This window comes from Methylotenera sp. (genome assembly GCF_013141425.1).
In the GTDB taxonomy this organism is placed as follows: domain Bacteria; phylum Pseudomonadota; class Gammaproteobacteria; order Burkholderiales; family Methylophilaceae; genus Methylotenera.
The window spans coordinates 32,398-48,847 of the sequence record NZ_JABFRA010000019.1; the positions used below are offsets into that span (position 1 = coordinate 32,398).

General features: G+C 43.6%; 17 protein-coding genes. 10 read left to right on the forward strand and 7 right to left on the reverse strand.

The features are described from left to right. Positions 1–91 precede the first annotated feature (91 nt). The 7 genes from gap to ppa all read left to right on the forward strand — a co-directional run bounded on the left by gap (position 92) and on the right by ppa (position 6,119). On the forward strand, positions 92–1,090 hold the full coding sequence (gap, locus tag HOO90_RS01825) for a type I glyceraldehyde-3-phosphate dehydrogenase (RefSeq protein ID WP_292838874.1): 999 nt from the start codon (positions 92–94) through the stop codon (positions 1,088–1,090). Between the two features lie 81 nt (positions 1,091–1,171). Further along, the gene (locus HOO90_RS01830; protein WP_292838876.1) at positions 1,172–1,408 is read left to right on the forward strand and encodes a hypothetical protein; all 237 of its coding nucleotides are present in this window, start codon (positions 1,172–1,174) and stop codon (positions 1,406–1,408) included. Positions 1,409–1,452: 44 nt separating this feature from the next. Next, positions 1,453–2,634, forward strand: a complete 1,182-nt coding sequence (locus tag HOO90_RS01835; protein WP_292838878.1) for a phosphoglycerate kinase — start codon at positions 1,453–1,455, stop codon at positions 2,632–2,634. Positions 2,635–2,724: 90 nt separating this feature from the next. Then, positions 2,725–4,164 (forward strand): pyruvate kinase, encoded by a 1,440-nt coding sequence (gene pyk, locus HOO90_RS01840; protein WP_292838880.1) that lies wholly within the window; start codon positions 2,725–2,727, stop codon positions 4,162–4,164. 105 nt (positions 4,165–4,269) lie between these two features. Continuing rightward, positions 4,270–5,172 (forward strand): phosphoribosylaminoimidazolesuccinocarboxamide synthase, encoded by a 903-nt coding sequence (locus HOO90_RS01845; protein WP_292838882.1) that lies wholly within the window; start codon positions 4,270–4,272, stop codon positions 5,170–5,172. Positions 5,173–5,191: 19 nt separating this feature from the next. Next, entirely contained in the window at positions 5,192–5,482 is a 291-nt protein-coding gene (locus HOO90_RS01850; RefSeq protein WP_292838884.1) for a DUF1232 domain-containing protein, read from the forward strand. Positions 5,483–5,570: 88 nt separating this feature from the next. Continuing rightward, positions 5,571–6,119 carry an inorganic diphosphatase gene (gene ppa, locus HOO90_RS01855; RefSeq protein ID WP_292838886.1) on the forward strand — a complete coding sequence of 183 codons (549 nt, stop codon included), beginning with the start codon at positions 5,571–5,573 and terminating at the stop codon, positions 6,117–6,119. Positions 6,120–6,217: 98 nt separating this feature from the next. Here ppa and HOO90_RS01860 read toward each other — a convergent pair whose 3' ends face one another. The 3 genes from HOO90_RS01860 to HOO90_RS01870 all read right to left on the reverse strand — a co-directional run bounded on the left by HOO90_RS01860 (position 6,218) and on the right by HOO90_RS01870 (position 9,882). Beyond that, positions 6,218–6,910, reverse strand: a complete 693-nt coding sequence (locus tag HOO90_RS01860; RefSeq protein ID WP_292838888.1) for a VIT family protein — start codon at positions 6,908–6,910, stop codon at positions 6,218–6,220. A 230-nt stretch (positions 6,911–7,140) separates the two neighbouring features. After that, positions 7,141–9,165, reverse strand: a complete 2,025-nt coding sequence (locus HOO90_RS01865; RefSeq protein WP_292838890.1) for a sodium-translocating pyrophosphatase — start codon at positions 9,163–9,165, stop codon at positions 7,141–7,143. 300 nt (positions 9,166–9,465) lie between these two features. After that, positions 9,466–9,882, reverse strand: a complete 417-nt coding sequence (locus tag HOO90_RS01870; protein ID WP_292838892.1) for a DciA family protein — start codon at positions 9,880–9,882, stop codon at positions 9,466–9,468. A gap of 41 nt (positions 9,883–9,923) precedes the next feature. On the opposite strand from HOO90_RS01870, the gene HOO90_RS01875 reads away from it, so the two are divergent. The 3 genes from HOO90_RS01875 to HOO90_RS01885 all read left to right on the forward strand — a co-directional run bounded on the left by HOO90_RS01875 (position 9,924) and on the right by HOO90_RS01885 (position 13,964). Then, positions 9,924–10,886, forward strand: a complete 963-nt coding sequence (locus HOO90_RS01875) for a M23 family metallopeptidase (RefSeq protein WP_292838894.1) — start codon at positions 9,924–9,926, stop codon at positions 10,884–10,886. Between the two features lie 143 nt (positions 10,887–11,029). Beyond that, positions 11,030–13,759: a preprotein translocase subunit SecA gene (secA, locus tag HOO90_RS01880; protein ID WP_292838896.1), complete on the forward strand. Its 2,730-nt coding sequence runs from the start codon at positions 11,030–11,032 to the stop codon at positions 13,757–13,759. 13 nt (positions 13,760–13,772) lie between these two features. Continuing rightward, a complete protein-coding gene (locus tag HOO90_RS01885; protein WP_292838898.1) occupies positions 13,773–13,964 on the forward strand; it encodes a DUF1289 domain-containing protein in 192 nt (63 codons plus the stop codon). A gap of 152 nt (positions 13,965–14,116) precedes the next feature. Here the strand turns inward: HOO90_RS01885 and HOO90_RS01890 are convergent, their stop codons facing one another. From HOO90_RS01890 to HOO90_RS01905, 4 genes are read right to left on the reverse strand one after another with little or no spacing between them, the layout of a single operon-like run. Next, entirely contained in the window at positions 14,117–14,914 is a 798-nt protein-coding gene (locus tag HOO90_RS01890; RefSeq protein WP_292838900.1) for a putative DNA-binding domain-containing protein, read from the reverse strand. Beyond that, complete coding sequence (locus HOO90_RS01895) at positions 14,886–15,761, reverse strand: DUF692 domain-containing protein (RefSeq protein ID WP_292838902.1); 876 nt, start codon at positions 15,759–15,761, stop codon at positions 14,886–14,888. Before HOO90_RS01895 ends, HOO90_RS01890 begins: the two co-directional genes overlap by 29 nt. A 23-nt stretch (positions 15,762–15,784) precedes the next feature. Further along, positions 15,785–16,135, reverse strand: a complete 351-nt coding sequence (locus tag HOO90_RS01900; protein WP_292838904.1) for a hypothetical protein — start codon at positions 16,133–16,135, stop codon at positions 15,785–15,787. A 42-nt stretch (positions 16,136–16,177) separates the two neighbouring features. Next, entirely contained in the window at positions 16,178–16,450 is a 273-nt protein-coding gene (locus tag HOO90_RS01905) for a zf-HC2 domain-containing protein (protein ID WP_292838906.1), read from the reverse strand.

The following is a 16,450-nucleotide window of genomic DNA, read 5'->3' on the forward strand; positions in this document are numbered from 1 at the left end:
CACGTGTGAGGTGCCCTATTTTTTTATAGTAATAGATTTAAATTTATTACTTTATAAATAAAATCTTTTAATTAAAACATTGGGAATTATCATGGCAATTCGCGTAGCAATTAATGGTTTTGGTCGTATCGGTCGCATGGTGTTTCGCGCGGCAGTGAAAGATTTTACTGATATTGAAGTGGTCGCAATTAATGACTTATTAGAGCCAGATTACTTGGCTTATATGCTTAAGTATGACTCAGTGCATGGTCGTTTTAACGGCGATGTAGCTGTGAGCGGCAATAATTTGGTGGTAAATGGCAAGACGATTCGCCTGACTGCCGAAAAAGACCCCGTTAACTTAAAATGGAATGAAGTTAAAGCCGACATCATTATTGAATGTACAGGTTTTTTCTTAACCAAAGAAACTTGTCAAAAACACATTGATGCAGGCGCTAAAAAAGTCGTGCAATCCGCCCCAGGTAAAGACGATACGCCTATGTTTGTTTACGGCGTAAATCATAACGAATACAAAGGCGAGGCTATTGTTTCGGCGGCTTCATGTACAACAAACGGCCTAGCGCCAGTAGTCAAAGTGTTAAACGATGCGTTTGGTATTAAGCGTGGTTTGATGACGACGATTCACGCAGCAACAGCCACACAAAAAACTGTAGATGGCCCTTCAAACAAAGACTGGCGCGGTGGCCGTGGTATTTTAGAGAACATTATTCCATCAAGCACTGGCGCGGCTAAAGCGGTGGGAAAAGTGATTCCATCGTTAAATAAAAAACTCACTGGTATGGCATTTCGCGTCCCAACTTCTGATGTTTCCGTGGTTGATTTGACTTGTGAACTGAACAAAGAAGCCACTTACGAGGCGATTTGCCAAGCTATGAAAACTGCATCTGAGGGCGAATTAAAAGGAGTGCTTGGCTACACAAATGACAAAGTGGTTTCTACTGATTTTCGAGGTGAAACTTGCCCATCTGTATTTGATGCGGATGCTGGCATATTGCTAGACCCAACCTTTGTAAAAGTGGTGGCTTGGTATGACAATGAATATGGTTATACCTGTAATCTGATGCGTTTAGTGCAACATATCGCCAAGTAATCTATGCAATTAAATGTCTTGGAGGTGTGCTGATACCAGCCTGCTTCTAATGGCTTTATAACAATTAAGTCGAGGAAATGAATGATTACGCTGAAAGATAAAAGCACTAATCGTTGGTTAGGCCAGATCAGTTATGCCCAGTTAAAGTTTTTAAATGACGAGTTACTCGCAGAACATAAGGATGATCAGGACTATAAAATTGATCGCGACGCTTTGGACACTTTAAAAGCTCGCGGTGCTGATCTGCATCTCGCGGCAATTTTAGATAAAGCCATGGGCGATAAAGAGGAAATAGCGTTTTACTGGATAAAATCATAAAAATAGGTGTTTGAAAAAACATCACTTTTCGGGAGGATCAAGCGATGAATGTAATTAAAATGACGGATTTAGATTTAAATGGTAAACGGGTATTGATTCGTGCAGATTTGAATGTGCCCGTCGCTGACGGAAAAGTTACTTCAGATGCCCGCATTACAGCCTCTATGGCAACCATTGAGTACGCCTTAAAAGCAGGTGCTAAGGTGATGGTGACATCGCATTTAGGCAGACCCGAAGAAGGTGTTTATTCTGAGGAAAATTCTTTAAAACCAGTGGTTGATGTGATTTCAGCCAAATTAGGCAAGCCAGTACGTTTGGTTAAAGACTGGGTAAATGGTGGCTTTGATGTCGCTGCCGGCGAGTTGGTGGTATTAGAAAACTGTCGATTTAACAAAGGTGAGAAAAAAAGCGTTGATGAACTGGCACAAAAATATGCCAAGTTGTGCGATATATTTGTCATGGACGCTTTTGGTACCGCGCACCGTGCAGAAGCTTCAACACACGGCGTGGCTAAATTTGCACCTGTGGCTGCAGCAGGTATATTGTTAGTGAATGAATTGGAAGCACTAACGAAAGCTTTGCTAAGCCCTGCACGCCCGATGGTGGCGATTGTGGGCGGCAGTAAAGTTTCAACGAAGTTAACCGTATTAGAAAGTTTGTCGCAGAAAGTCGACCAGTTAGTGGTGGGTGGTGGTATTGCCAACACTTTTTTGAAGGCTGCTGGAAATGAAGTTGGTAAGTCACTTTGTGAAGATGATTTAGTGCCAGTCGCGCGCACCTTAATGGACAAAATGACCCAAAGAGGCGCAACCATACCGATTGCGGTGGATGTGGTTTGTGGTAAAAAATTCGATGCTAATGAACCGGCCATAAGTAAAGACGTGGCTTTGGTAACAGCAGATGATATGATTTTTGATATTGGCGCGAAATCTGCTACTGAAATAGCAGAGATCATAAAAAATGCAGGTACTGTGGTATGGAACGGGCCGGTAGGTGTGTTTGAGTTTGACCAGTTTGGTGAAGGCACAAAAACCATTGCATATGCCATTGCCAATACCAAAGCGTTTACCTTGGCAGGTGGTGGTGATACGATTGCCGCGATTCAGAAATATGGTATCGAAGATAAAGTTGATTATATTTCTACTGCAGGCGGTGCGTTTTTGGAGTTCTTAGAAGGTAAAAAATTACCTGCGGTAGAGATACTTGAGCAACGTGCAAGTGCATAAGAATTTTCGGCTAGTTTGACCTACAATGGGGCTGCTAGCCCCATTTTTATTTGAAATTTAGAGTTTAGTTAAAGTTAAAAAGGTATTCGATTGACATTACGCAAAACAAAAATAGTCGCAACGTTAGGCCCATCTTCAAACAGCGAGGAAATGCTGGCGCGCATGATTATGGCGGGGGTAAATGTTGTGCGGCTTAATTTTTCGCACGGTAGCGCAGAAGAACATATTAATCGTGCTGAAATCGTGCGTGCCATCGCCGCTAAATTGAATCGCCCGATTGGCGTGTTGTGCGATTTGCAAGGGCCCAAAATTCGTATTGGTAAATTTGAATTAGGCAAAATTACCTTAAAAACAGGCGATTTATTTATTTTAGATGCAGATTGCCAATTGGGGACTCAAGATCACGTTGGCTTAGACTATAAAACCCTGCCGCAAGAAGTAGCGGAAGGCACGACCCTACTCTTGGACGATGGCCGCATTACCATGCAGGTTGATCGAGTAAAGGGCAATCAGATTCATTGTTTGGTGTTGAATGGCGGCGTGCTGAGTAATAATAAGGGTATCAATCGCCAAGGCGGTGGCTTATCGGCGGAAGCTCTCACCAAGAAAGACCGTGAAGACATTAAAACGGCTGTAGCGCTTGAAGCAGACTATATCGCAATGTCGTTTCCCAAAACGGCGCTGGATGTGGAACTAGCGCGTACTTTGGTTAAAAAAGCTGGCGGCACGGCAAGCATCATTGCAAAAATCGAGCGTGCAGAAGCGATTGATAATTTGGAATCAATCATCGAAGCTTCTGATGCGATTATGGTTGCGCGTGGTGATTTAGGTGTTGAAGTGGGTGATGCAGCGGTGCCTGGGTTGCAAAAACGCATGATTCGTATGGCGCGGGCGCAAAATAAGTTAGTGATTACTGCCACACAAATGATGGAGTCTATGATTACCAGCCCCATTCCAACCCGCGCTGAAGTTTCAGACGTGGCGAATGCGGTGCTGGATGGTACCGATGCCGTCATGTTGTCTGCCGAAACAGCGGCAGGCCAGTATCCGCTTGAAACGGTGCAGGCGGTGCACCGTGTGGTGATGGAGGCGGAAAAAGAATACTACATTCACCCGCATGTTCAAAAGCTAGACCAAGTGTTTGTTCGGACGGATGAGGCGATAGCGGCAGCTGCGATTTACACCGCTCAGCACTTAAAAGTTAAAGCCATTGCAGCGCTGACGCAGTCTGGCAATGCCGCACAATGGCTTTCACGTGCAGACTCTGAGATGCCTATTTATGCACTATCGCCTGATAAATATGCACGCAGAAAATTGACTTTACATCGTGGAGTGTACCCATTCCCGATTGAGCAAGGGAATAAAAATAAAGATGAAATATTGCATGAGATGGAACAGGTTTTGTTGCAGCAAAAAGCGGTCAATTTAGGGGATTTAGTTTTACTCACCTATGGCGAACCTATCGGTAGTCCGGGTGGGACAAATACATTGAAAATCGTAAAAATTGGTGAAAACAAACAAGCCGTATAGATTGCTTGTACTCACATATTCTAACGATAAAGTTTTGCTAGGTTTTTACTAGGCCTTTATAATAGTTCGATTAAACCTTCAATTATTAAACCCAAAGCCGCACACATGAATAAGCCCTTATTAGAAACCAACATTCAAAGCCTAAAACGCATTCATCAAGGTAAAGTACGTGATATCTATGATATTGATGCCCACACCATGCTTTTGGTTAGCACCGATCGGCTATCTGCGTTTGATGTGATATTACCTACAGGCATTGCCAATAAAGGTGCCATGCTCACGCAAATGGCAAATTTCTGGTTTGATAAACTTCAAAATGTTGTTCCCAATCACTTGACAGGCATCGATCCAAAAACCGTAGTAAGTGCCCCTGCAGAGCAGGCACAGCTAGGCTCGCGTGCGGTTGTGGTAAAGAAATTAAAAGCATTGCCCATTGAGGCCATAGTCCGTGGCTATCTGGTTGGTAGCGGCTGGAAAGAATACAAATCCAAAGGTACAGTATGCGGCATTCCATTGCCTGTCGACTTGCAGGAGGCTTCTAAGTTGCCTAGGCCAATTTTTACACCTTCAAGTAAGGCAGCTGTTGGTGAGCATGATGAAAACATCAGCTTACAGCAATGTGCGGATTTAATTGGCAAAGATTTGGCGGAGCAGGTGGCTAAAGTTGCCATTGCGCTTTATGAGCAGGCGGCAGAATATGCACTGACTCGTGGCATTATTATTGCTGATACCAAATTTGAATTTGGTTTGGATGCAAATGGCGTGTTACATGTGATGGATGAGGTATTAACCCCCGATTCATCACGCTTTTGGCCGGCGGATAGCTACGCCGTTGGCAGCAACCCACCGAGTTACGATAAGCAATTTGTACGTGACTGGTTAGAAAGTACGGGTTGGAATAAAAAAGCACCAGCGCCAGCACTGCCAGAGGAAGTGGCTAAAAAAACCAGTGAAAAATATATGGAGGCCTTTGAGCGCTTAACAGGCCATCCTTTACGTGTTGATTGAGTCTTAAGCAGAGAAAATATTGTCGAGACTAATCGCAAAATTAAAATCCATTACCAAGCAGCTTAAGCAAGAGTTTGCGGTTTATCGTTTAGTCCTTAAGCATCCTCAAACACCTTGGATTGCCAAGGCATTTTTAGGGTTGGCGGTAGGCTATCTGTTGCTACCTTTCGATTTGATTCCAGACTTTATTCCTGTACTTGGTCAGCTTGACGATGTCGTGATTATTCCAGTGCTGGTGTATATTGCATTGCTGTTTATTCCACAAGAAATTATTCAAAGCTGCCGCGAAAAGGTGAAATTAACAATTTAGTTACAAGCCCATAGTAGGCTTTCTCAGCAGGCTTGCTATAATTGCGGCTCAAAATTAATCAATACTTTTATTATCTTAGGAATAAGCAATGTCGTTAAATCAAGTGCCAACCGGCAAAGACGTCCCAAATGATTTCAATGTAATCATTGAAATCCCAATGCAAGGTGACCCAGTTAAGTATGAAGTAGACAAAGACAGTGGTGCGATCTTTGTTGATCGCTTCATGGGAACTGCCATGCAATATCCAACCAATTATGGTTATGTGCCACATACACTAGCGGATGATGGCGACCCGGTGGATGTGCTGGTGATGACTCCGGTAGCATTGATTCCAGGTGTTGTTGTGCGTTGTCGTCCACTTGGCGTATTGTTGATGGAAGACGAAGCGGGTTTAGATGCTAAAGTACTCGCGGTACCTGTAGAAAAAGTATGTGGTTTATACGGTCACTTAAAAGCGCACACAGATGTATCTGAATGGCGCTTAAATATGATTTCTCACTTTTTTGAGCATTACAAAGATTTAGACAAAGGTAAATGGGTGAAAATCAATGGTTGGGGCGATATCGACCAAGCCAAAAAAGAAATATTAGATGGCGTTACGAACTACAACAATGCTAAGGTAAAACCTGCATTCTAAATAATTAGCTAGAAAAAAGGCAGCGCAAGCTGCCTTTTTTGTGTCGCGAGTTAAGGTCACAAATGTTAAACGGATTTTTAACGAAAAGCATTTAAAAATTAGGCGGCAACCACACCAAATAAACTGCCCACACCAGCCGTTGCTGCCATGGCTAACGCGCCCCAAAATGCAACTCTTGCCGTTCCCAGCCAAATGTTTGCCCCACCCGCTTTTGCTGCCAACCCACCCAATAAAGCTAAAAAAGCGAGTGACATGCCAGCAACATAAGGCACGGTATTGGCAGAAGAAGCAACAAATGCAACCAATAAAGGTAGCGCGGCACCAAGTGCAAATGTGCCCGCTGAAGCAAGAGCTGCTTGCACTGGCCGTGCATTCATGGCTTCAATAATGCCTAATTCGTCTCTAGCGTGTGCTGCAAGGGCGTCATGTACGGTCAGTTGCACTGCAACTTGTTTGGCTAGTTCTGGGGTTAAGCCACGGCCGATATAGATGCCTGTCAGTTCGTCCAATTCATGTTCGGGCTGTGTGGCAAGCTCTTCGCGCTCACGCGCTAAATCTGCATTTTCAGTATCCGCTTGCGAGCTTACGGAAACATATTCGCCCGCCGCCATAGACATCGCGCCAGACACCAAACCTGCGACACCTGTAAGCAGAATTGTATCTTGCGTAGCATGGGCTGCTGCAACGCCAATAATTAAGCTGGCGGTGGATACGATGCCATCATTTGCGCCTAAGACGGCCGCACGTAACCAGCCAATGCGGTGTGAGCGGTGAAATTCCGAGTGTCTCAAAATATTTATCCTAATGAACCAAGTTTTGGTTGAACTTAAAAATTGAAATCAAACGCTATTATAACCTTAGTAAAATTCCAAACCCTGTTTTATAAGCGAACTTAATGGTCAAAAGCGCTACAGTTTATTCAAAATAATTTTGCACCTTTCCTTGGTAAATTTTTAAAAAACAAAATAACGAAAGGGAGCCTAGGCTCCCTTTCGAAGTGCAGAATTCAACTAAAAGTGTTTTATGATAATAGCGGCACAATCAATAAAGCCACAATATTGATGATTTTAATCAATGGGTTCACTGCTGGGCCTGCAGTGTCTTTGTAGGGGTCACCCACAGTATCGCCAGTGACAGCTGCCTTATGCGCCTCTGAACCTTTACCACCGTGGTTGCCATCTTCGATGTATTTCTTGGCGTTATCCCATGCGCCTCCACCAGTACACATGGAGATTGCAACGAATAGCCCTGTCACAATTGTCCCCATTAATAAACCACCTAACGCTACTGGGCCAAGTAGCAGACCAACAGCAACTGGCACAGCAACTGGCAATAGCGATGGAATCATCATTTCTTTAATTGCGGCTGTAGTAAGCATGTCTACCGCTTTGCCATATTCTGGTTTAGCAGTGCCTTCCATAATGCCTTTGATGTCGCGGAACTGACGACGCACTTCTTCAACCACAGCGCCCGCTGCACGTCCAACCGCTTCCATCGCCATGGCAGCGAATAAGAATGGAATTAAGCCGCCGATAAATAAGCCGATAATAACCATGGGATCGCTTAAGTCAAATTTAACGTCAATACCAGCACCTTGTAGTTTGTGTGTGTAATCAGCAAACAACACCAACGCAGCCAAACCAGCAGAACCAATCGCATAGCCTTTTGTAACGGCTTTGGTGGTGTTTCCAACGGCGTCTAATGGGTCAGTCACGTCGCGAACTTCCGCTGGTAGACCAGCCATTTCTGCAATACCGCCTGCATTATCAGTAATTGGGCCGTAAGCATCCAGCGCTACAACGATACCCGCCATACTCAACATTGAAGTTGCAGCAATGGCGATGCCATATAAGCCGCCTAAGAAATGCGATAAGTAAATAGCAAGGCATACGGAAAGCACCGGCCATGCTGTGGATTTCATCGAAATGCCAATGCCGGCAATGATGTTGGTCGCATGACCCGTTGTAGAGGCCTGTGCAACATGCCGAACGGGCGCGTAATCTGTACCTGTGTAGTATTCCGTAATCCATACCAAAGCGGCTGTTAAAACCAAGCCTACAGCACAGGCTCCAAATAGCTGGTTGGCTGATACTGTTAAGTCGCCAGCTACCAAACCCTCCGGAAACATTTTTGTAGTGACAAAGTAAAATGCCGCCAATGAAATAGTGCCCGCTACCGCCAAACCTTTATACAGCGCTGGCATGACGTTTTTCATGCCAGGCGAGGCCTTAACGAAGAAACAGCCAATGATTGACGCTACAATCGAAACAGCTGCCAGCATGAGTGGATAAAGTATCGCGCTTGAGTTTGAAACTAATAATCCACCGAGTACCATGGTTGCAATCAAGGTGACGGCATAGGTTTCAAATAAGTCAGCCGCCATGCCAGCACAGTCGCCAACATTATCGCCCACGTTATCAGCAATTACCGCAGGGTTACGTGGGTCATCTTCAGGAATACCTGCTTCAACTTTGCCGACCAAATCCGCACCAACGTCGGCGCCTTTGGTAAAAATACCGCCACCTAAACGGGCAAAGATAGAAATAAGTGATGAGCCAAATGCCAAGCCAATGAGCGGATTAAGGTCGGTGGCATTGACGCCGCCTAAGAACCAGTAGAAGCCTGCAACGCCTAATAAACCTAGACCAACGACCAGCATGCCTGTGATTGCTCCACCTTTGAAGGCCACATCCAGTGCTGGTGCAATTCCACCCGTGGCTGCTTGTGCTGTACGTACATTTGCTTTCACTGAAACATTCATACCAATAAAACCACAAGCCCCAGATAATACGGCGCCTATGACAAAGCCAATAGCCGTTGTCACGTTGAGAAATATGCCGATGAGAACCGCCAAAACAACCCCAACAAGCGTAATCGCCTTATATTGTCGTGCAAGGTAAGCGGCTGCACCTTGTTGAATCGCTTCTGCGATTTCCTGCATACGCGCATTACCTGCGGGCAAGTTGCTAATCCACTTGCTCATTACTACGCCATATAACACCGCTAGAAATGCAGCGCCGATGGCTATTATCAATTCAACTGGCATACTTTCTCCCTATCTAAATTTTTATAAACCGTGACTAAAAAAGAATTTTAGAATTTAAAAATTAAATCAAATTTAAAAATAAAACTAGTGCGAACTACCACGCAAATCTGAATCAAAATCAAGTGTGAAAATATTCAAAATCGAAGCTCATTACTACATAAATGAATGTAAATAATTTGTAACGACAGGGCATTATTGCACTAATAAGCGTGGCGAACAACTGCTAGATTAAATCGTCATGCAACGCGTCGTGGCACAGAAAACAGGCGCAAGAAAAGCGCAATTATGATTGATACTTTTTTACTTGGCTTTTGTAGCTAATCTGGCTAGCGCGTCACCAAGTGCGGTGCCTGCGAGTTTTTTTGAAAGTTGATTTATCTCATCTGCGGCATGTGTACTGAGTTTTTTGAAGGATTTTGGTTTGGGTAGTGTGCTAGATTTCACTTGCACTTTCACCCGAATTGAAGTAACTTCACACCCTTGCTTTTCTAGCTTAATCAACAAGCTAGGGATAAAAAGCTTAAGTTTTGCTGCCACGGTATTATTGTCAGCAAATACCGTAAATTGTTTGTTTTTAATACGACTTGCATGGCTAAATTGTGCCAAATTATCAGGCGCAATAGTAGCCCAAATTTTTTGTGCCGATTGAGTTTCATTTGCGTGAACGTTTAGCGCAATAAACTCTGATTGCTTTAGCAATGAACTAAACTGACGCATAATGGCCAACCAAAAAAATGTGAGTGGTGATTAGGACTGCTATGAATATCATCTTTGTCTCAAATAATATGGCGAAAGCGAGAACACTCTCGATGTTGCAAGTGTGTTTAATTGTACTTGGACTAATCTTGCTGCCCTTGCTGTTAGTACTTACGCTGATTGTGCCACAGGAGCCCTCAATACAACAAGGTCATAGCTCATCAATTCCTTCAAAACTTAAGTTTGCTTTTAGCATGAATAATCCGCAGAAGCATTTAGATGCCTATGCCCTACAGCTGGGTGAACTGCAAGCGCGCATCATGCGACTCGATGCGCAAAGTGAACGCCTAGCCAAGCTTGCAGATGAGAAGAAAGTCGTGCGCGAGAATGCTGCACCTACAAAGCCTAATGCTGAAGTAAGCACCAAAATCAGCTCTGAGAGTGATGGTCTCGTCACATTAAAATCATCCGTCGCTAATCGAGGAGGCCCTTTGGTGCTAAATGCGCCGATAACCGAACTGGAGCTGCAGAAAAAGATCGCAGAAACAATGGAAAAAATAGAATTTGATACCGAATATTTAAGTGAAATTGAAGCAAAGTTGTTACAACAAAGTGTTTTAAAAGACATGCTACCCAATAGTAGCCCGGTGACGGCGGCATTTAATAGTTCAAGTTATGGCTGGCGCATTGACCCATTTAACGGAGATAAAGCCTTTCACGAAGGCTTAGATTTCTCTGCACCAACCGGAACGCCAATACGTGCCGCAGCAGGTGGTATTGTGACGGCCTCAGAACATTCGCCAGATTATGGTAATATTGTCAAAATTGACCATGGGTCTGGCTTGGAAACACGCTATGCACATGCATCAAAATTGATGGTTAAAGCTGGAGATCGGGTTGAAAAAGGACAGGTAGTTGCTTTGGTCGGTAGTACAGGACGCTCTACAGGGGCGCATTTGCATTATGAAATCAGACTAAATGGCAATGCGCTTGACCCAAGAAAATATCTTCATGCCAGTAATTGAATTAATGAAAGCAAGCCCCATGTATCTTGCATGAAAAATAACGGAACACGTTCAATAGTCAAAATAACATCACGTTTTGAAATTCAAGTGATTAAACCCCATTCCACTAATTAAAATCTACTCAGTCGAAAGTCAGTCATTTCATGATATCCACGTTGTTTAAAAAAATATTTGGTAGCCGTAATGAGCGGTTGGTAAAGCAATACGCGCAAAAAGTGCAGCAAATAAATGCATTAGAGCCTGCTATACAAGCTTTGTCTGACGATGAGTTAAGGGCAAAAACGGAAGAGTTCAAACAGCGCTATAAAAATGGTGAAACTTTAGAACAACTTTTACCAGAAGCCTTTGCGGTAGTGCGTGAAGGTGGTGTGCGTGCACTTGGTATGCGTCATTTTGATGTGCAAATGATCGGCGGCATGGTGCTAAATGCAGGCAAGATTGGTGAAATGCGTACAGGAGAAGGTAAAACCTTAGTGGCGACTTTACCTGTGTATTTGAATGCCTTGACTGGCAAAGGCGTGCATGTAGTGACCGTGAATGACTATCTTGCAAAGCGTGATGCCGAGTGGATGGGTAAACTCTACAACTTTTTAGGTTTGAGCATAGGCATTAATCTTTCTCAAATGCAAAATGACGCTAAGCGTCTGGCATATGCCGCGGATATTACTTATGGCACGAATAATGAATATGGCTTTGATTATCTACGTGACAACATGGTGCACGATAAGGAAAGTCGTGTGCAGCGTGGCTTAAACTATGCATTAGTTGATGAGGTCGATTCGATTTTAATTGACGAAGCACGTACGCCATTGATTATTTCAGGGCAGGCGGATGACAGTATTGCGCTTTATAACCAAATTAACGCGGTAGCGGCTAAATTAGTTGCGCAAACTGAAGAAGAGGGCGAAGGCGATTTTTGGGTAGATGAAAAAGCACAAAATGTTGTGTTATCAGAGCAAGGCCATGAACACGCTGAAGGGTTACTAACTGAGGCTGGTCTGCTCGCCGTGGGATCAAGCCTATATGAAGCTTCTAACATTACCCTAGTACATCACCTTTATGCCTCACTACGTGCACGTAATCTTTACCATCGAGATCAGCACTATGTGGTACGTGATGGTGAAGTGACGATCGTCGATGAGATTAACGGCCGTATGATGCCAGGTCGTCGTTGGTCTGATGGCTTGCATCAAGCGGTTGAGGCAAAAGAAGGCGTAGAGATTCAAAAAGAAAATCAAACACTGGCTTCTATTACCTTCCAAAATTACTTTCGTATGTACGCTAAACTCTCTGGCATGACAGGTACTGCCGATACCGAGGCCTATGAGTTTAATCAGATTTATGGCTTGGAAACCGTGGTCATTCCAACGCATCGTCCAATGTTGCGTAAAGATAATATGGATAAGGTTTACCGTACCGCAAAAGAAAAATATACTGCGGTAATTCTGGATATTAAGGACTGTCAACGCCGTGGTCAGCCAGTATTGGTAGGTACAACTTCCATTGAGAATTCAGAGCTCATTTCTAAGTTGTTAGATGCAGAAAAGTTGGAGCATCAAGTTCTAAATGCCAAACAACACGAGCGTGAAGCGCATGTCATCGCACAGGCAGGACGTCCTGGTGTCATTACCATTGCGACCAATATGGCAGGCCGTGGTACGGACATTGTATTGGGTGGTAATCCTGAGACCGATATCGAAGCGGTAAAACACAACGAAAAATTAAGTGACGCTGAGAAAGAAGCAAAAATAGCCGCGCTTAAAGCCGAGTGGCAAGAACGCCATAACGCGGTGTTGGCGGCTGGTGGCTTGCATATTGCAGGGACTGAGCGCCATGAATCACGTCGTATCGACAACCAGTTACGTGGCCGCTCTGGCCGTCAGGGTGACGCTGGTTCTAGTCGTTTTTACCTTTCATTAGAAGATCAATTGCTACGCATTTTCGCATCTGACCGTGTTTCAGCGATTATGGAAAAACTCAATATGCCAGAAGGTGAAGCCATCGAGCATCCTTGGGTGACACGCGCCATTGAAAATGCACAGCGTAAGGTTGAAGGTCGTAACTTTGATATTCGTAAGCAATTGCTGGAATATGATGATGTTGCCAATGACCAGCGTAAAGTGATTTATGAGCAACGCAATGAATTACTGGATGCTGCCGATGTGGGCGAAACAATTAAGGCGATGCGCGAAGATGTATTGGTTAGCCTGATTGCTACCCATATTCCACCAAACAGTGTGGAAGAACAATGGGATGTGCCTAGCTTAGAGCGCGAGCTAAAATCGGAAGCTGGCATTGAGATTCCATTGCAACAAATGCTGGAAGACAATCCAGATTTACATGAAGAAACTTTACGAGAACGTATCATTGATGCAGCCAATAATGCTTATGTCGCAAAAGAGCTGCAAGCAAGCGCAGAGGTGATGCGCCAGTTTGAACGTTCCGTAATGTTGCAAAGTTTAGATAATCATTGGCGTGAGCATTTGGCGGGTTTAGATCATTTGCGCCAAGGGATACATTTGCGTTCGTATGCGCAAAAAAATCCCAAACAAGAATATAAGCGAGAAGCATTTGAATTGTTCGAGCGTTTACTCAATACCGTGAAGAGTGAAGTTACTAAGGTCACGATGTTGGTGCAAGTGCGCACAGAAGAAGATGTCGAGGCAGTGGAAAAACCAGTTGAATTGGAAAACGTTCATTATCAGCATGCTGATTATGACGAGGCTCTTGCCAATCCGCAGTCAGATGATGAAGCATCTTTGCTAGCTAGTGGGCAACCTGTGGTGCGTGAAGGTGTGAAAGTTGGTCGAAATGACCCATGCCCTTGTGGATCAGGTAAAAAATTTAAACAGTGCCATGGTCAATTGAGTTAAGCGAGTTTTTTAAATGACAAATGAAGCTGAGTCTGAAGTAGCCTCTCCCTGTATCGGTGTCTGTGCGGTAGACGAAACTGCAGGTTTATGCCAAGGTTGCTATCGCACCATCGATGAAATTAAAACTTGGTGGGATAAAACAAACGCAGAAAAAATCGAATTACTAAAAAGCTTAGAATTAAGAGTTGAGCAAAGTTTTGATTGAACTAGATTACTTTTTAATTGGATACTTTTAGAAAAATTGCTAGATCTTTCTTAAAAATGGGTTAAAAAACACACCTGCTCTGCGAGCCTTTATTTATAAGGCACGCAGAGCATCGAAAAAAGTTGGTGCAACAAAAAAGATGCTTTCTTTATTTAAAGAGCGTCTTTTTTAACGCCTAAAATTACTCCGCTCGCTTTTAGTTCTGTTAGCGTTGTTGCGCCAAATTGTATGATCATCTCACTAGAAATTTGTGGGTATACCGAGGCCAATTTTTCCAGGGCAAGTTGGCCTGTCAGAGATTCGTCTCGTAATAGAGTCAGCAAATGAAAAGTGATAGGGTTGAGTTCCATAAACTTGATTTGGTGGTGAAGGTTACGAAAAACTAGTAAATGACTAGGTACATTCGGTTTTTGTTTTGGCATAAATTTTGGCGAAATCAGGTGCACGGGGTAGTCATATTGCAACAAAAATAGCGCAGGCGAAAATACAATTGGCCAATCCAATAAGTCGTTAGCATTTGCCTCGATAGTCTCAAAATTCACTGAGGTATCCTGCACTGAAAGCGCAAGCTCTACCCATTCGTAGTGCATGAATTCCGGTAAAAACGCGGGTAATTTGCGTTCCTTTAAGTTTATGTTAACTAGGTGCAGCAAAAACTGCGCAGGAATTTCTCTAAAAAAAGGCGTGCTTGCTTGATGCTCAGCCAAAAAGCCACGCACCAATAGTTGCCACTTATGTTTGCTAAGAATTTTCTTTGTGACAGGAAAGCAACTCGCTAGCGTGCCTTCGATATTGTTATAGACAATTTCGGTATAGATTGCCATACGTTTGGCTGATACTTCGGCCGGCCGAGGCTGATTTTTCGGGTCACGAATATGCTGTGTGAATTGCAGCTGATATGCCTGAAAGTCAGGTAGTTTATCAGGCGATACAGGTGGCTGATGCGACATTTTTTATCTGCACATATTGCTGTTGAATGGCTGTTATTTTGTCGATTTCAGTGATCAGCGTGGTGAGTGGGGGAATATTGAGGTCGCGCTCTAATAAGGTTGGGAATACACCAAATTGCTGGTAGGCGGCATGCAATAGTTCCCATACCGGGTCAATAACGGCCTCGCCATGGGTATCTACCAATAAATTGGGTGCTTCTTGGTAGTGGCCTGCTACGTGCGCATAAATGATGCGCTCGCTGGGGATTCCGCTTAAGAGCTGATGTGCGTTATAGTTAAAATTAACGCTATTCACATAAATATTATTGATGTCTAAATGCAGCCAGCAATCAGATTCTTCAATTACTGCTTTTAAAAAAGTCAGCTCATCCATTTCAGAGATCGGTGCGGCAACGTAGCTGGAAGCATTTTCGATGCCAATGCGCTGGCCCAGAATATCCTGCGTTTGCTGAATTCGCTGAGCCACGTAATGCACGGCGTCTTCTGTAAAGGGGATGGGCAGCAAGTCATATAAATAACCACCATCGCTACAAAAACTTAAGTGTTCGGTGTAGAGTGGAATTTCATTCTGCTTTAAAAAGGATTTGATCTGATGAATGAACGTCGTATTGAGCGGCTCAGGCCCACCAAGTGATAAGCAAAGTCCGTGGCAAACAATCGGATAGCGAGCGGCAAACCAAGCTAATTGATCTTTGTATTTACCTCCTGCACTAATCCAGTTTTCGGGAGCGATTTCAAGAAAATCAATATTTTCGATGATAGCTTGCCCATAAAGCGTTTGGATTTGGGGTATCAACTCGCGTTTTAGCCCCAAACCCACACCATGAATGTTACTTAATAATGCCATTTAAAAAAATTACAACGTGGACATTATTTTTTTTTGGTGGCCGAGCAAGCACCATCTTTCATTTTTTCAGCACTGCAAGAGCCCTCTTTTGCTTTGCTGGTCTCTGCCTTTTCAGCAGAACAACTACCTTCTTTTGATTTTTCGGCACTGCAAGAACCTTCTTTGGCTTTTTCTGCTTTTTTCTTATCTGCACCGCATTTTCCTGTGCCACATTTTCCATCTTTTGCTTTTTCGTCATGATCGGCTACTTGATAGCCGGAAGATAACGATTTAACTACAAATGGGTTTTCAGCCGCACTCACTGAAGCTGTAGCCATTGACAATGCAAATGCGCTACTTACAGCAAGGGCAATTGATTTTTTTGTGTTGTTCATGATAGATCCTTTTGGTAAATTAAGTTAAAAGTAAATACAGTTTTAATGGTTTTTAGATTCAATATGACTGGAAATTTGCTGAAAAATTCTAGTTTTTGATTCTAATGGAAGTTGTAAGGTATCGTCATTTTCCGTTTCAAGTCTAATGCGTTTAGTTGCATTGTTAATTAAACGCAGCTGCTGCCTAAAACGCGTACACGCAGCACACAAAAGTAAATGAAATTTTAATTTTATGCGCTTCGAACTAGATAATGGATTCTCTAATGACTGTGAGATGAGTTGGCTAGCTTGTTTGCAATTGAGCATGAATTTCAT

Excerpts from the sequence above, each read along its gene's own strand:
- gap (WP_292838874.1), top strand. The coding sequence starts at position 92 with ATGGCAATTCGCGTAGCAATTAATGGTTTTGGTCGTATCGGTCGCATG.
- HOO90_RS01830 (WP_292838876.1), top strand. The coding sequence starts at position 1,172 with ATGATTACGCTGAAAGATAAAAGCACTAATCGTTGGTTAGGCCAGATC.
- HOO90_RS01835 (WP_292838878.1), top strand. The coding sequence starts at position 1,453 with ATGAATGTAATTAAAATGACGGATTTAGATTTAAATGGTAAACGGGTA.
- HOO90_RS01845 (WP_292838882.1), top strand. The coding sequence starts at position 4,270 with ATGAATAAGCCCTTATTAGAAACCAACATTCAAAGCCTAAAACGCATT.
- ppa (WP_292838886.1), top strand. The coding sequence starts at position 5,571 with ATGTCGTTAAATCAAGTGCCAACCGGCAAAGACGTCCCAAATGATTTC.
- HOO90_RS01865 (WP_292838890.1), bottom strand. The coding sequence starts at position 9,165 with ATGCCAGTTGAATTGATAATAGCCATCGGCGCTGCATTTCTAGCGGTG.
- HOO90_RS01870 (WP_292838892.1), bottom strand. The coding sequence starts at position 9,882 with ATGCGTCAGTTTAGTTCATTGCTAAAGCAATCAGAGTTTATTGCGCTA.
- HOO90_RS01875 (WP_292838894.1), top strand. The coding sequence starts at position 9,924 with ATGAATATCATCTTTGTCTCAAATAATATGGCGAAAGCGAGAACACTC.
- secA (WP_292838896.1), top strand. The coding sequence starts at position 11,030 with ATGATATCCACGTTGTTTAAAAAAATATTTGGTAGCCGTAATGAGCGG.
- HOO90_RS01885 (WP_292838898.1), top strand. The coding sequence starts at position 13,773 with ATGACAAATGAAGCTGAGTCTGAAGTAGCCTCTCCCTGTATCGGTGTC.
- HOO90_RS01890 (WP_292838900.1), bottom strand. The coding sequence starts at position 14,914 with ATGTCGCATCAGCCACCTGTATCGCCTGATAAACTACCTGACTTTCAG.
- HOO90_RS01895 (WP_292838902.1), bottom strand. The coding sequence starts at position 15,761 with ATGGCATTATTAAGTAACATTCATGGTGTGGGTTTGGGGCTAAAACGC.
- HOO90_RS01900 (WP_292838904.1), bottom strand. The coding sequence starts at position 16,135 with ATGAACAACACAAAAAAATCAATTGCCCTTGCTGTAAGTAGCGCATTT.
- HOO90_RS01905 (WP_292838906.1), bottom strand. The coding sequence starts at position 16,450 with ATGAAATTCATGCTCAATTGCAAACAAGCTAGCCAACTCATCTCACAG.